This is a genomic window from Bacillus sp. LR_5 (genome assembly GCF_042709275.1).
On sequence record NZ_JAVAXX010000158.1, the window covers coordinates 1 to 15071 of the forward strand.

Annotated in this window: 14 protein-coding genes; 8 read left to right on the plus strand and 6 right to left on the minus strand. The window is 45.6% G+C overall.

Features of this window, described 5'->3' with window-relative positions; translation table 11 throughout:
• Positions 1-130 precede the first annotated feature (130 nt).
• A complete protein-coding gene (pchC, locus tag RAC86_RS24325; protein ID WP_003242712.1) occupies positions 131-877 on the plus strand; it encodes a cyclo(L-leucyl-L-leucyl) synthase in 747 nt (248 codons plus the stop codon).
• 15 nt (positions 878-892) lie between these two features.
• Positions 893-2110 (plus strand): pulcherriminic acid synthase, encoded by a 1218-nt coding sequence (cypX, locus tag RAC86_RS24330; RefSeq protein WP_101172222.1) that lies wholly within the window; start codon positions 893-895, stop codon positions 2108-2110.
• Positions 2111-2148: 38 nt separating this feature from the next.
• Here the strand turns inward: cypX and RAC86_RS24335 are convergent, their stop codons facing one another.
• Complete coding sequence (locus RAC86_RS24335; RefSeq protein WP_029318333.1) at positions 2149-2610, minus strand: MarR family transcriptional regulator; 462 nt, start codon at positions 2608-2610, stop codon at positions 2149-2151.
• Between the two features lie 164 nt (positions 2611-2774).
• Between RAC86_RS24335 and RAC86_RS24340 the strand changes: the two genes are divergently transcribed.
• A complete protein-coding gene (locus RAC86_RS24340; RefSeq protein ID WP_377886097.1) occupies positions 2775-6644 on the plus strand; it encodes a lamin tail domain-containing metallophosphoesterase family protein in 3870 nt (1289 codons plus the stop codon).
• A gap of 19 nt (positions 6645-6663) precedes the next feature.
• On the opposite strand, the gene nagR is transcribed toward RAC86_RS24340, so the two are convergent.
• The 3 genes from nagR to nagA are packed head-to-tail and all read right to left on the minus strand — an operon-like array spanning position 6664 to position 9328.
• Positions 6664-7395: an N-acetylglucosamine utilization transcriptional regulator NagR gene (gene nagR, locus RAC86_RS24345; RefSeq protein ID WP_339175335.1), complete on the minus strand. Its 732-nt coding sequence runs from the start codon at positions 7393-7395 to the stop codon at positions 6664-6666.
• Positions 7396-7412: 17 nt separating this feature from the next.
• Positions 7413-8141 carry a glucosamine-6-phosphate deaminase gene (nagB, locus tag RAC86_RS24350; RefSeq protein ID WP_224913087.1) on the minus strand — a complete coding sequence of 243 codons (729 nt, stop codon included), beginning with the start codon at positions 8139-8141 and terminating at the stop codon, positions 7413-7415.
• Positions 8138-9328: an N-acetylglucosamine-6-phosphate deacetylase gene (gene nagA / locus RAC86_RS24355; protein ID WP_014481023.1), complete on the minus strand. Its 1191-nt coding sequence runs from the start codon at positions 9326-9328 to the stop codon at positions 8138-8140. Before nagA ends, nagB begins: the two co-directional genes overlap by 4 nt.
• A gap of 181 nt (positions 9329-9509) precedes the next feature.
• Here nagA and hprK point away from each other — a divergent pair, with 181 nt between their 5' ends.
• The 5 genes from hprK to hprF are packed head-to-tail and all read left to right on the plus strand — an operon-like array spanning position 9510 to position 13396.
• The gene (gene hprK / locus RAC86_RS24360) at positions 9510-10442 is read left to right on the plus strand and encodes an HPr(Ser) kinase/phosphatase (protein WP_003228097.1); all 933 of its coding nucleotides are present in this window, start codon (positions 9510-9512) and stop codon (positions 10440-10442) included.
• 13 nt (positions 10443-10455) lie between these two features.
• Positions 10456-11265: a prolipoprotein diacylglyceryl transferase gene (gene lgt, locus RAC86_RS24365; RefSeq protein WP_003242661.1), complete on the plus strand. Its 810-nt coding sequence runs from the start codon at positions 10456-10458 to the stop codon at positions 11263-11265.
• Between the two features lie 23 nt (positions 11266-11288).
• Positions 11289-12227: a nucleoside recognition domain-containing protein gene (locus RAC86_RS24370; protein WP_017695286.1), complete on the plus strand. Its 939-nt coding sequence runs from the start codon at positions 11289-11291 to the stop codon at positions 12225-12227.
• Complete coding sequence (ppaX, locus tag RAC86_RS24375) at positions 12224-12874, plus strand: pyrophosphatase PpaX (protein WP_014481021.1); 651 nt, start codon at positions 12224-12226, stop codon at positions 12872-12874. The genes RAC86_RS24370 and ppaX overlap by 4 nt, the downstream gene beginning before the upstream one ends.
• 3 nt (positions 12875-12877) lie before the next feature.
• On the plus strand, positions 12878-13396 hold the full coding sequence (hprF, locus tag RAC86_RS24380) for a heptaprenylglyceryl phosphate O-acetyltransferase (protein ID WP_122894769.1): 519 nt from the start codon (positions 12878-12880) through the stop codon (positions 13394-13396).
• 19 nt (positions 13397-13415) lie between these two features.
• Here the strand turns inward: hprF and pelC are convergent, their stop codons facing one another.
• On the minus strand, positions 13416-14081 hold the full coding sequence (gene pelC / locus RAC86_RS24385) for a pectate/pectin lyase PelC (RefSeq protein WP_377886098.1): 666 nt from the start codon (positions 14079-14081) through the stop codon (positions 13416-13418).
• Between the two features lie 239 nt (positions 14082-14320).
• Positions 14321-15071: C39 family peptidase (locus RAC86_RS24390; protein ID WP_377886099.1), on the minus strand; the 751-nt coding region annotated here is incomplete at its 5' end.

Consider the following 15071-nt stretch of genomic DNA (forward strand, 5'->3'; position numbering starts at 1 on the left):
TTAAAATTTTAAAAAACATTTGGAAACTTTAAGTGCTGCCTGCCATTCGTCTTGTTCAGTTGTTCTAGCTATTCCATCTTGTATTTGAGGGTGATGACTTAAAGCGGGATAAGTTTTAGGGGTGAATGAGATGACCGGAATGGTAACGGAAAGAAGGTCTGTGCATTTTATTGCTGAGGCATTAACAGAAAACTGCAGAGAAATATTTGAACGGCGCAGGCATGTTTTGGTGGGGATCAGCCCATTTAACAGCAGGTTTTCAGAGGATTATATTTACAGATTAATTGGATGGGCGAAAGCTCAATTTAAAAGCGTTTCAGTTTTACTTGCAGGGCATGAGGCGGCTAATCTTCTAGAAGCGCTTGGAACTCCGAGAGGAAAGGCTGAACGAAAAGTAAGGAAAGAGGTATCACGAAACAGGAGATTTGCAGAAAGAGCCCTTGTGGCTCATGGCGGGGATCCGAAGGCGATTCATACATTTTCTGATTTTATAGATAACAAAGCCTACCAGCTGTTGAGACAAGAAGTTGAACATGCATTTTTTGAGCAGCCTCATTTTCGACATGCTTGTTTGGACATGTCTCGTGAAGCGATAATCGGGCGTGCGCGGGGCGTCAGTTTGATGATGGAAGAAGTCAGTGAGGATATGCTGAATTTGGCTGTGGAATATGTCATAGCTGAGCTGCCGTTTTTTATCGGAGCTCCGGATATTTTAGAGGTGGAAGAGACACTCCTTGCTTATCATCGTCCGTGGAAGCTGGGTGAGAAGATCAGTAACCATGAATTTTCTATTTGTATGCGGCCGAATCAAGGGTATCTCATTGTACAGGAAATGGCGCAGATGCTTTCTGAGAAACGGATCACATCTGAAGGATGATAGGGGGAGTAAAACATGAGCCAATCGATTAAATTGTTTAGTGTGCTTTCTGATCAATTTCAAAACAATCCATATGCTTATTTTTCACAACTGCGGGAGGAAGATCCGGTTCATTATGAAGAGTCGATAGACAGTTATTTTATCAGCCGCTATCATGATGTCCGCTATATCCTTCAGCATCCGGATATCTTCACGACGAAATCACTTGTTGAGCGTGCCGAACCAGTCATGCGAGGCCCTGTGCTGGCCCAAATGCATGGAAAAGAACACTCTGCCAAAAGAAGAATTGTAGTGAGAAGCTTTATCGGTGACGCACTGGATCATCTGTCTCCATTGATTAAACAAAATGCAGAAAACTTGTTAGCGCCTTATCTTGAAAGAGGGAAAATTGATCTCGTCAATGATTTTGGAAAGACGTTTGCGGTGTGCGTCACGATGGACATGCTCGGGCTGGATAAAAGAGACCATGAAAAAATCTCTGAGTGGCACAGCGGAGTTGCCGATTTTATCACGAGTATCTCTCAATCTCCTGAAGCGCGGGCACATTCGTTATGGTGCAGCGAACAGCTTTCCCAATACTTGATGCCGGTCATTAAAGAACGTCGCGTCAATCCGGGATCAGATTTAATTTCGATCCTATGTACTTCTGAATATGAAGGCATGGCGCTGTCGGACAAGGATATACTCGCACTGATTCTTAATGTGCTGTTAGCCGCAACGGAACCGGCTGATAAGACGCTGGCACTGATGATCTACCATTTGCTCAACAATCCTGAGCAGATGAATGATGTTTTGGCTGACCGTTCGTTAGTTCCGAGAGCCATTGCGGAGACATTGCGTTATAAACCGCCGGTTCAGCTGATTCCGCGGCAGCTGTCCCAAGATACAGTGGTCGGCGGTATGGAAATCAAAAAAGATACGATTGTTTTTTGTATGATCGGTGCGGCTAACCGGGACCCTGAAGCATTTGAACAGCCTGACGTGTTTAATATTCATCGGGAAGATCTTGGCATCAAGAGCGCTTTTAGCGGCGCCGCCCGGCATCTCGCTTTCGGATCCGGCATTCATAACTGTGTAGGAGCAGCTTTTGCCAAAACCGAAATCGAAATTGTAGCTAATATTGTGCTGGATAAGATGCGGAATATCAGATTAGAGGAAGATTTTTGTTATGCTGAGTCCGGTCTGTATACACGCGGACCCGTCTCACTTCATATTGTATTTGACAGGGCTTAATAATATGGAAAGGTCTCTCCCGTGCGGGTGAGGCTTTTTTACATATGCTTGATCCACAAGTTAATAAACGCAGTCACTGTTTTCAACTCATCAATTGAAAATTCATTGAAGAGCTGTTTGTATTGCTCCTTTGCTTTTTGATGAAGCTGTTCATGTAACCCCGCCAGTTCTTTGCCGCTTTCAGTTAACGTATAAAAAATTTCTTTTTTGTTGCCCGGCTTTTTTGTCACTGTAATGATGTTATGTTTCAACAAAGCTTGAATTGCTTTTGAAACAGCTGCTTTTGAGATATGTAAGCGGGATGCTAAGAAGCTGTTATTCACATTTTTGCTGGTATGTAAACAGGAAACAATGTGAAGCTGGGTCAATGTCCAGTCTTTTTTGAGGTGGTCGAGATGTTGTGAGGACGGAATCTGCACCTTTTGCCAGACGCGTTTATCTCTTTTTAATGCGAATTGTTGTATAGCTTGAAATAATTCATCATGAATGCTGTTGTTCATCAATTTGCCTCTCTGATTTAATTGTTAACTGGTTAACTATCCTTAGTTTACTGGGGAATAGTGGAATTTTCAAGAGGCAGACGTTTTTTTGTTCTTTATGCACAAAAATGAACTCATAAGCTTCCCTGTTCAGACGCAAAATACATGAAAAGGGAGGTGCTTTGATGAGGAAATACACGGTTATTGCTTCTATATTACTGTCTTTTCTTTCCGTTTTGTCTGGCGGCCATCATGAATCGAAAGCTTTTCCTGTTGTACAGCAGGAACTATTTCAAACGCCTCATTACATACCCTTGCTTGAAAATCCTCCTCAAATTGATGTGAAAGCTGAAATGAGAAGCAATCTAATGATTGAGGCTCAAGTTCGCGATAATTCGTATCAAGCATTTTCCGCCTTTCTTTTTTATAAACAAAGTAATGAGCTGGGCTACAAAATGGTGCCGATGGACCCGACCCCCGGAGCGGTCCGCAAGTTTTTGGCACAAATTCCGAAACGTTTGATTTGGAACAGCGAGCTTGAGTATTACATTGTGATGTCGAATGGGAAGCAGCGGGTTGAGTCGGAGACGAAGAAACTGAAGCTTGAAGGATACCAGGCTGACCTTGCCCATATTCCGGAGCTTCTGATCACAGAACTGGCGGTTGATACGAAGAATATAGGACGCGCAGACGGTTATGAATTTATTGAGATTTTTAATACGACTGACAGAACGATTGATTTTAAAGACTACCATATCCGTTACCGCTACCCAAAAGAAGGGCCTGACTCCGATCTGATTTGGAGACCTGATGAAAAGATCTTGATACCATCCGGCGAAACGTTTGTCGTCTGGCTGAAGCCTGCCGGGCATCCAGAATTGACGTCAGCGGATTTCAATCGTTATTATCAGACACAACTTAAAGAAGGAAAAAATCTCGCGGTGATAGACGAGACAGAGGGTATGGCCAATACGAGGCCGCGGGCCGTTGTGATATCAACGAATACAGGAAAGGACATTTCGGTTGCGCATTATCGGAAACATGCGCTGCGCCGGCTGTCATCAGTGCTTTATAAGTATCCGTTGAACGGAACAGCAGAACTTCTGAACATTTCAATCGGGGAAAAGAATCCGTCTCCCGGAACCGTATTACAGGCACAGGTACCCGACCAGAAACGGAAAATCAAGCTCGATAAAGAAAAGCCGGTTATTGAGGATTTGACTGACCGCAAGCCTGTCCGCCCTGCTGAAAGCATTGAGCTGCGGGCTGACATACGGGACCGAAGTCTAGTGAAAACAGCTGCCTTTTACTACCGGACGGATGAGAACAAACCGTTTAAGCGAATTCTTGCTGAAAAAGACCGTAACGATAATCTCTACCATTATATTGTGTATTCGCCTGAATTGATCGGGAAGGATCAGCTAGAGTATTATGTGGCGGCCGGGGACGGGATCAATGAAGCGAGAACGCCGGTCAAAATGATTGATATTAAACAAACAAGCAAGGCGCACGGCCTGCGGTTGAATATTGAAAACAGAGACACGCTGTCGGGAACTCAATTTCTCAAAGCCACGACAGAAGGGCGAGCTGACAGCATTAAGCTGTGGATTGACGGGAAAAAACAAGTGACAGAGCCTGCGATGGAAAAGGAAGTATATTTTGCATTCGATACGAGGAAAACGAACCTTTATTTTAAAAACGCGGTAACGATGGAAGGCAAAGTGCTGAAGGTGTTCGATGATACAACAAATAAATACCGCACCTATTCTGTTCCGTTGCCAGAGACACTGCTTCGGAAAGGGAAGCAGCTGCAGCGTATTACAATACGATCGGGTTCGAAGGTGTCTCCGTTTGATACGGCTGAAAACCGTGATGACTTCTTAGTCAAAAACGCCCGATTGGTGTTATCAGATGGAACGGTGATCAGGGATCAGAGGGTGTCTCCTGAGAAGGAACTCTTTATTGGCGATAATCAGCGCTCGAATAAAAGCTGGCAATTTCAGTTCAATCTGCCTGACGGACTATTTACATCACAGCTGCTGGAGTGGGACACATCAAAGCTTTCTGAAGGCGCTCACCATATTCAAGCAAGCGACGGCAAGGAAAATGTCAGCCTGGTTGTACGGGTAGATAATTCAGGACCTCACATTGAGCCGAATATCACCGAGGGGCAAACGTATAAAGGAAATCTTATCCTGCAGGCGGATATGTATGATAAATGGAGCAAAATTGAGGAAGCGGAAGCGTCTTTAGATGGAGAAAGCATTACACTCCCATATCATACGTCCTCTTCTGATCTTTTGCCGGGAAAACATTCTCTAAAAGTGACAGCAACGGATCTCGCGGGCAATAAAACAGTGATTGAGAGGATATTTAAAACCGAACGAGAGCATCCGGACCAGCCGGAGGTTATAGACAGCGAAGCCGACACGCATAAGGCCAAGCTTTCTGTACGGGTGAAAGATCCGACGAATGATGCCATGGATGTTGGTTTTTATAGGGGATTTCAATATACAGCGCGCAATCATGTGAAAATATTTAAGCACGCGTCACTGACTGAACCGCCGAAAAGCTTTGTGCCGGAAAGGGAGACCCCATTTACGAATAAAGAATTGGAGCGGGTATCAGCTACTGATGGAAAAACAGTATCGACAGAAAACAAAGAGCTTTTCCCTTATCATCGCTTTGAAGTGACGGTTGATCCATCAATTGATGAGAATGATCTGGCAGAAGCGGTTTGGAAGGGCAGTTCTTTGCCGGGGAGAAAGGTGACGATGTATGCTTGGAATTATCGGACAAACGAATGGCAGCCTGTTGACAGCTTCGTCGCGAAGGATGACAAACCGTTTACGCTGAAAGCGTCTGTGATTGCCGCCGATTTTGTACGGGAGGCGAAAATGAATGTGATTGTACAGGATGAAATTCCTCCTGCGAAGGATATGTACACATTTGTCTGGATGTCTGATACACAGTATTACGCCGAAAGCTATCCGCATATTTTTGATAAACAGACAGAATGGATAAAAGATAATCAAAAGCAGCTCAATATCAAATATGTGTTCCACACGGGTGATATTGTAGATGATTCCGCTGATATCAGACAGTGGAAAAACGCTGATCGGTCAATGTCCGTTCTGGATAAGAACGGAATACCTTACGGCGTGCTGGCCGGCAACCACGATGTGGGGCATAAGGACGGCTCCTACAGGGCGTTTGGCAAATATTTTGGTAGCGATCGTTTTGATAAAAAATTGCATTATGGCGGTTCCTATAAAAATAACCGCGGACATTATGACCTGATTTCTAGCAACGGCAATGATTATATCATGCTGTACATGGGATGGGGCATTACGGATGAAGACATCGCGTGGATGAATCAGGTGCTGAAGAAACACCCTGACCGGATGGCAATTTTAGCTTTTCATGAGTATTTGCTGGTCAGCGGAAACAGAAGCCCGATCGGGGAGAAAATATTCAAAGAAATCGTAAAGCCGAACCCGAATGTCGTGATGGTATTGAGCGGGCATTATCATAGTGCGATGAGAAAAACAGATGAGCTGGATGATGATGGTGATGGGAAGCCGGATCGTCTTGTGCATCAAATGCTGGCCGATTATCAGGGCGGGCCAGAAGGCGGTCAAGGGTATTTGCGTTTGCTTCAATTTGACCAGGCCAATGACATGGTGCACGTATCGACGTATTCTCCGTATGTAAAGGATAAGAATTACTATGATACGGATACCTATGGCAACAAGGATGAATTTTCCCTTTCGCTTGATTTGAAGCCAAGAATCAAAAAGGTGGAAACCGATTATTTTAGATGTAATGTTTATACCAATGAAGAGCTCGGAAAACGGGAGCAAGTGAAGAGCGGGGATACAGCTGAATTCCGCTGGGATCACCTTGAACCGCAGTCTGTTTATTATTGGTACATTATAGTGGAAGACAGTTTTAACGGCAAAACGAAATCACCGATCTGGAAGTTCAAGACGAAAAAAGAAACATATCGTCCGGCACCAGACCAGTTTGATTTTCGCCATGTCTCCAATCCTTAAAAAGGGTTGGAGGCTTTTTTTATGAAAGACGATCCATATAGTGGACAAATGTATAACGGTCGCCTCTGTATACGGATTTTGCATGCTCAAAAGCAGTTCCGTTCTGCAGATATGTCGTTCGTTTAATTAATAGGACAGGCGCTCCCTTTTGAATACCAAGAATATTCGCTTCTTCCGTGGTGGCAGCGCTTGGCTCAAGCTCCTGTTTTGCACGGGAAATCGGTATGCTGTTGTACCTTTCAATATGATCATAGATCGACGACTGAAAATGCGATTCGTTCAATTCACCCGCAAGCTCAAACGGAATATGTGAGGACTCAATCGCCATCGGAATATCATTTGCCAGCCGCACCCGAGTGATTTTATGGATAGAGGAGGGGTGCCCGAAGCCTAATATAGCCGCGAGCTCCTCAGTTGAATCAATAAGCTGATAATCAATGAGCCTGCTGCCCGGTGTCATCCCGCGGCTTTTCATATCCTCGGTAAAGCTTGTCAGCCCTTGAAGTGCTTGTTCCATTTTTGGCTTGCTGACAAAGGTGCCCCGCCCTTTCAGGCGATAGAGCAAGCCTTCATTAACTAAATTAGAAAGCGCCTGGCGAACTGTCATCCGGCTGATCCCGAATTGTTCGGCATATTCGCGCTCAGAAGGAAGAGGCATATCCGGCTGCAGTTCTCCGCTCTTAATTTGGGTTTTTAATTGCTCCATAATCTGATAATAAATCGGAATAGGCGATTGTTTATTGATATTCATAAGTCAGCATGTTCCTTTCAAGGTCTTAATGACGCGGCTTCACGATCAATCAAAACCGTAACATCGGAATGCAGGTGCAAAGCAGATGCGGGAAAATCTTCGCTGATGTTTCCTTCTAACAGCTTATGAACAGCTTCCGCTTTGCTTTTTCCAGAAATAAGCAGCAGAATGCGCTTGCTTGAGAGTATCGTTTGAATTCCCATTGTCAATGCTTTTTTCGGCACGCTGTCTATGGAGGGAAAATATCTGGCATTCGCTTGGCGGGTTTGCTCATTTAATGTCACAACATGAGTTCGCGACTTGAAAGACGTTCCCGGTTCGTTAAAGCCGATGTGTCCGTTTCGGCCGATGCCGAGAAGCTGAATGTCAGTGCCGCCGAGGGACTCGACTAGCTGTTCATACCGTCTGCATTCGTCCTCCAAATCGTCTGCATTTCCATTCGGAATAAAATGCCGGCTAGGCTTGCTGTCGATATGCTGAAATAAACGGTCATTCATATAGAAGTGATAGCTGTTCGGGTCATTGCTTGAAAGTCTGGCGTACTCATCCAAATTAACTGTAGTGACGTTTTGAAATGAGAGATTCTCAGTTTGGTGCAGGCGGATCAGCTCGCGATACGTGCCTTCCGGTGTGCCGCCCGTCGCTAACCCGAGAACGGCATCAGGTTTTTCTTTGATTGTATCTGCCGTTATTCTGGCTGCTTTTTGGCTTAGCTCTTCATACGTTTGACATTCCATTACTTTCATATCTGGTCAGCCTCCTTGGATATAAATGCAATGTTTCCGCGGCAAATGGTGAGAATCACCTCGCAATCACTGCTGACAATCACCAAATCTGCATCTTTTCCCACAGTCACACTGCCTTTTCGGTCAAAGATGCCCAGCTGTTTGGCCGCGTTTGCAGAAGTTATATTAGCTATATCCGTCCAAGAGCAATTTGTAAACTCACGCATATGCCGTGCGCCTTCGTTCATTTTGAGGATCGAACCGGCAAGGGTTCCGTCTGAAAGAAGAGCTGTTCGTCCTCTTACCGTCACACTTTGGCCGCCGAACTCATATACGCCGTCTTTCAGGCCTTTTGCCCTCATGGAATCGGTAATTAAAATGAGCTTGCTGCTGCCTTTCGCCAAAAAAGCAAGCTTTGCAGCTAAAGGGTGGGAGTGAATGCCATCGGCGATAAGCTCTGTCACAAACCCATCATGGGCCAGCGCCGTTCCGATCACTCCGGGCTCTCGGTGATGAAACGGGCTCATCGCGTTGTACAGATGGGTCATATGGCTCGCCCCTGCTTTTGCGGCATCCGACAGCAATGCGGAATCGGCATCCGTGTGCCCCATGGATGCGATAATCGATTCGTCTTTCAAATGGCGGATCAGTTCAAAATGCTGATCCTCCTCCGGCGCAAGTGTAACAATTTTGATCAGTCCGCCCGCCTCCTGCTGCCACTTTTTGAAAAGCGCAACATCCGAAGGCCTAATCCACTCCTTTGGCTGCGCTCCGGCTCTTTTAGGCGAAACAAAGGGGCCCTCTAAATGAATGCCGAGCAGTTCTGCACCTAATAAAGAGGACTCTTCAGCCGCTTTCCACTCTCTTGCGTTCACCAAAGCTTGAGAAATGTTCCCATGCTCTTGGGTAATCGTTGTGGCTAAAAAGCTCGTCGTGCCTTCTTCGGGCAGTCTTGACGACATGATGTCGAGCGTGGAAAAGCTAGCATCCATCGTATCTGCGCCATAGCCGCCGTGGATATGAATGTCAATCATGCCGGGAAGCAAAACGGAATCCGCAGGTGCTTGAATCTCTTTTGAATATGACTCCTTGGGCCGTTCTGTTGAGACTGTGCTGATTTTTCCGTCATTGATTCCGACATAGCCGTTTTTGATTACTTCATTTTCTGTCACGATCGCAATGTCTTTGATAAGAAGACTCTCTGCCATAGATGATCCGCCTTTCTGGAATTTGAATACCTTTATTTTACTCTTTTTCAGACTAGTGATCTAGACCAGCTGAGGTGTTTTCCCGCCTTTTATAAAATCTGTTTTAGGTTCAAGCCTGAAAGTGATAAAATGAAAGTATTGTGAGCAAGCTCGGGGCAGCCCGGAACAGGAGGAACATATCGTGGCAAAGGTTCGCACAAAAGACGTAATGGAACAGTTCAATTTGGAATTAATCAGCGGAGAAGAAGGAATTAACCGCCCGATTACAATGAGTGACCTATCAAGACCAGGCATTGAAATTGCCGGATATTTTACATATTACCCGAGAGAGCGCGTGCAGCTTCTCGGAAAAACAGAGCTTTCTTTCTTTGAACAGCTTCCTGAAGAGGAGAAAAAACAGCGAATGGATTCTCTGTGCACTGATGTAACACCAGCTATTATTCTTTCTAGAGATATGCCCATCCCGCAGGAGCTGATTGACGCCTCCGAGAAAAATGGGGTGCCTGTCCTCAGATCGCCGCTGAAAACGACAAGACTGTCAAGCCGTTTAACCAACTTCCTTGAGAGCAGGCTGGCGCCTACCACAGCAATTCATGGCGTTCTTGTCGATATATATGGTGTCGGCGTGCTGATCACAGGAAAAAGCGGCGTCGGAAAAAGCGAAACAGCGCTGGAGCTTGTGAAAAGAGGGCATCGCCTTGTTGCCGATGATTGCGTTGAAATACGGCAGGAGGATCAGGATACTCTTGTGGGAAACGCTCCGGAATTAATTGAGCACCTTCTTGAGATCAGGGGCCTTGGCATTATCAATGTGATGACGCTATTTGGCGCTGGCGCGGTCAGAAGCAATAAACGAATCACGATTGTCATGAATCTTGAACTCTGGGAGCAGGGCAAGCAATACGACCGGCTCGGACTTGAGGAAGAGACCATGAAAATCATTGATACAGAAATTACAAAACTGACGATTCCCGTCCGCCCAGGCCGAAATCTTGCAGTCATCATCGAAGTGGCAGCAATGAACTTCAGATTGAAGCGGATGGGGCTGAATGCCGCTGAACAATTTACCAACAAGCTGGCGGACGTCATTGAAGACGGTGAACAAGAAGAATAGGAGTTGGCGTTAAATGAATGAAGCGATAGAACCACTCAATCCGATAGCATTTCAGCTGGGGCCGTTAGCCGTCCATTGGTACGGAATCATTATCGGTCTCGGTGCTTTGCTCGGGCTGTGGATTGCGATGAGGGAAAGTGAAAAACGGGGGCTGCAGAAAGATACGTTTATTGATCTTGTCCTGTTTGCCATTCCGATTGCGATTATTTGCGCACGAATTTATTACGTTGCCTTTGAATGGGACTATTATGCGGCACATCCGGGAGAAATCATTAAGATTTGGAAGGGCGGCATTGCCATTCATGGCGGATTAATCGGCGCCATTTTAACGGGTTATGTGTTTTCGAGAGTGAAAAACCTTTCGTTCTGGAAGCTTGCGGATATTGCCGCGCCCAGCATTTTGCTCGGCCAGGCGATCGGCCGCTGGGGGAACTTCATGAATCAGGAAGCGCACGGCGAGGCTGTCAGCAGAGCCTTTTTAGAAAACCTGCACCTGCCTGAATTTATCATCAATCAAATGTATATCAATGGGCAATATTATCATCCTACTTTTTTATATGAATCACTATGGAGCTTTGTCGGCGTCATTGTTTTACTGCTGCTGCGCAGAGCGAATTTGCGTAGAGGCGAGATGTTCTTGATCTATATCATTTGGTATTCAATCGGAAGATACTTTATTGAAGGAATGCGGACTGACAGCTTAATGCTGACTGATTCACTTCGCATCGCTCAGGTGATTTCAATCGTATTGATTGTTTTGGCTGTGGCAGCCATCATCTTCAGACGCGTCAAGGGATATTCGAAGGAGCGGTACGCGGAGTAGACGTCAACAAAGGGGGATGAGGGATGAAGAAGATCTTTCTGGCCGGTCTTGCAGCAGGTTTTCAAACAACATGGACGCTGGGTAAAGTGATTTTCCCGGTAACGCTATTGGTCACTTTGCTTCAGCATACCCCTGTCATGGATTGGCTTGTACGGCTGATTACACCGGTAATGGGTCTCTTCGGGCTTTCTGGTGAAGCGGCCATTCCGCTTGTACTGGGAAATATGCTGAATCTGTATGCGGGAATTGCCGGGATTTTAACATTGGATTTATCTGTGAAAGAAGTCTTTATTTTAGCTGTTATGCTTTCTTTCTGTCATAACTTGATTATCGAATCGACAGTTGCCGCAAAGGTTGGTATCAGAATTGGCGTCATATTGGCCGTGCGCATCGGTTTGGCCGCTGTGTCAGCCATCGTCATCAACCTCATTTGGCATGGCGGAAAGGAAACGGCGCAGTACGGTTTTATCGCTGCGAAGAGCGCGGCGCCAGACAGCTGGCTAGGAATGTTGGCAGAAGCATTAACGAAAGCCGGACTTGGTGTTTTGCAGCTGGCGGCAATTGTCATCCCGCTGATGATTATCATCCAGTTTTTAAGAGATTTAGGCTGGCTGCATCGGTTTTCCAGGTGGCTGTCGCCGTTTACGCAGCTGCTTGGCATGAATAAAAATACGTCTATGACGATGGTGGCGGGACTGACGATTGGTCTGGCCTACGGAGCGGGTGTCATGATCAAAGCTGTCGAGGATGACGGCGTGAGCAAGCGGGATATGACATTGGCATTTATATTTCTCGTTGCCTGCCACGCGGTCGTGGAAGATACACTTGTCTTTATTCCGCTTGGCATACCCGTCTGGCCGCTTCTTTTGATTCGTGTCACCACAGCAGTTCTGCTGACAATGGCTATTGCGCACACGTGGAAAAAATGGAAACCCTCAGCGGTTGGAAAGGAAGCAATATGAGTGACAAACAAGTAACGACGATTCTGTTTGATTTAGACGGAACGCTTATTAATACGAATGAATTAATTATCGCGTCCTTTTTGCATACACTGGAGCATTATTATCCGAGCAAGTATAAACGAGAAGATGTCCTTGCATTTATCGGGCCGTCTCTTTTTGAAACGTTCTCTTCGATGGACCCTGATAAATGCGAGGATATGATCGCTATGTACAGAGCGTACAATCATGACATGCATGATTCACTCGTGACTGAATATGAAACGGTATATGAGACCCTGGATGCATTAAAAAAAGCCGGCTTTACATTAGGAATTGTGACAACAAAATTAAGAGATACTGTCAATATGGGCCTCAAGCTCACGGGAATCGGCGAATTCTTTGAAACAGTTGTCACCCTTGATGATGTGACGAATGCAAAGCCTGATCCCGAGCCTGTGCTGTTAGCGCTGAAACAGTTAGGAAGCAAGCCCGAGGAAGCCATTATGGTCGGAGATAATTACCACGATGTGCTGGCAGGCAAAAACGCCGGTACAAAAACGGCAGGAGTCGCATGGACGATTAAAGGGCCGGAAATGCTGGCGAAGCATGAGCCGGATTTTATGCTTGAGAAAATGAGTGATCTATTACAAATCGTTGGAGTGAAGTAATCTGTGAGAAAAACAGATCGTCATCCGGTCTCGGGGGCCAACTCACTGTGGCATGTCTATCAAACGGTACCTTTTCTAAAGGTCGTCAAAAATTTCATTGTCATTCAAATTGCGAGATATACGCCGTTTATAGGGATGAAAAACTGGCTGTACCGTACATTTCTGCGGATGAAGGTTGGAAATCAGACATCCTTTGCCCTCATGGTGATGCCAGATATCATGTTTCCGGAAAAGATCTCAGTCGGAACAAATACAATCATCGGGTACAATACGACCATTCTGGCCCATGAGTATTTGATTCACGAATACCGGATCGGCAAAGTTCTGATCGGAGACGAAGTGATGATTGGTGCCAACACGACCATTCTGCCCGGGGTGAAAATAGGAGATGGCGCAGTTGTGTCCGCCGGAACGCTTGTCCATAAGGATGTGCCTGACGGGGCATTTGTCGGCGGAAATCCGATGAGGATCATCTATACGAAGGAAGAAATGCAAGAAAGATTGAAAAAGTCCGCTGAATAACATCAGCGGACTTTTTTTGTTAAAATTGAGTGTTGTTGTTTTCGTAAATATGCTGAACACCAATCCATTTTTGACCGACATTAGAGTAGCGTGTATTTGTCATTCTGACCGTGCTTGTTTTGCTGTCCGTCCGGAATATCGCTTCCTTCATGTTTGTGATGGTGCACTTGTCGATGATCACATCAACGTGGAAGGTTGAACCACCAAGCTGTCTAATGAACTTCCCGCCATTGTCCGCCGTGAAATTTTTCACTGTGAAGGTACTGGCTTTATTGATTTGGAATATCTTATCTGACGCTTTTTGAGCAGAACCGCCGTCGATCGTCACTTTTCCTTCCTTCTTCACCGTTAACGCATCCTCACCAACATCTTCCCATTTCACATTCTGAATGTTAACGTTTCCATAAGTGTGTACGCCATCAGCGGCAGGTGCGCCAAGCATCACATTTTTCAGGGTTGCACCATCCTCCACACGAAAAACAGGGTCTTGGTTTTCTGATTGGCTTCCGTCGCCTAATTCTTTCCCTGCCACAAACCGCTGTCCTTTCCCGTCATATGTTGTATTTTTTGGTACGATAATTGTTTCGTGCACCACTTTGTCTGCTGCAAAAGCGGTTGATGGCTGAAACTGGCTGAAACCCATAACCAAACCGAACATAAATAGGATAGACACGATTTTTTTCAATGATAAATCCTCCCCGGATATCTTTCATTTTTTGCAAGAGAAGCGTCAGCGACTTGCACCGGCTTCTCTCGCATAGATCGGGGCAAGGCTGAATCTGCTTTAATCATAAAAACAGACAGCCTGAAAGTAAAGACAATTTTGGGTGAAAAATGGAAAATGAATCGATCTTACCGATTGATACAAAAAGCATGAATATTGTCGTATTTGCTCAGGATAGAGCATAGTGAGGCTTCAGGTGTTTACTTTTGAATAACCACGGCCTGGCTGCCCATTTGTTTCCACGCTTTTTCAAAGCTTGTTCTATCGGTTTTTCTGTTTTTATAGCCATACGGATCATTGAGATACACATATTTATCATCATATCCCGTAACGGCGACGCTGTGTTCGCTGTACGTAATCTCTATCGTTCCGTTTGGCGTTTTCCATGTCTGCATGTTGTCAACTGGCGTAAAGTTGGCTGTCGTAATAACCCAAACTGGATTGCCTTTTTCAAGCTGTTCATAAACAGCAGAAATGCTTTTTCCAGTCAGATCAGACACTTTGTCTCCCGCATAGGTTTTCGCCAGCTGATAGATCGGTCGATGGTAGACACCGAGACCAGGGCCATTCGCCATATCCCCGACAAATCCGTCATTCGGATCACCCTTTAATCCGCTGCTGTATGTCAAAGGCACTGTGGCAACCTGATTTGCCAGGGTGTTTTTTGTCACGTCGTATCCTGCGTAATTCAGCACCATCGCAAGGCTTGTTACTTCACAGCCGTTATAGAGCCGGGGGGCGTCCATTTGATTGTAAAGGATGACATCCAGCGGTTTTGCGCTTCCCTTCAGCTCCTTTTTGCTATTCGCCGCTGAGTCTGTATCGCTATCAGAAACCACTTTTTTAAGGCTGTTCAAAAAAGGAATATCTATATCTTTTGCATCTATTTTAAGTCCGAAAAAAATAACGCCTGAAAGAATCATCAGGACACATAGAGTTCGCAGTGTTTTC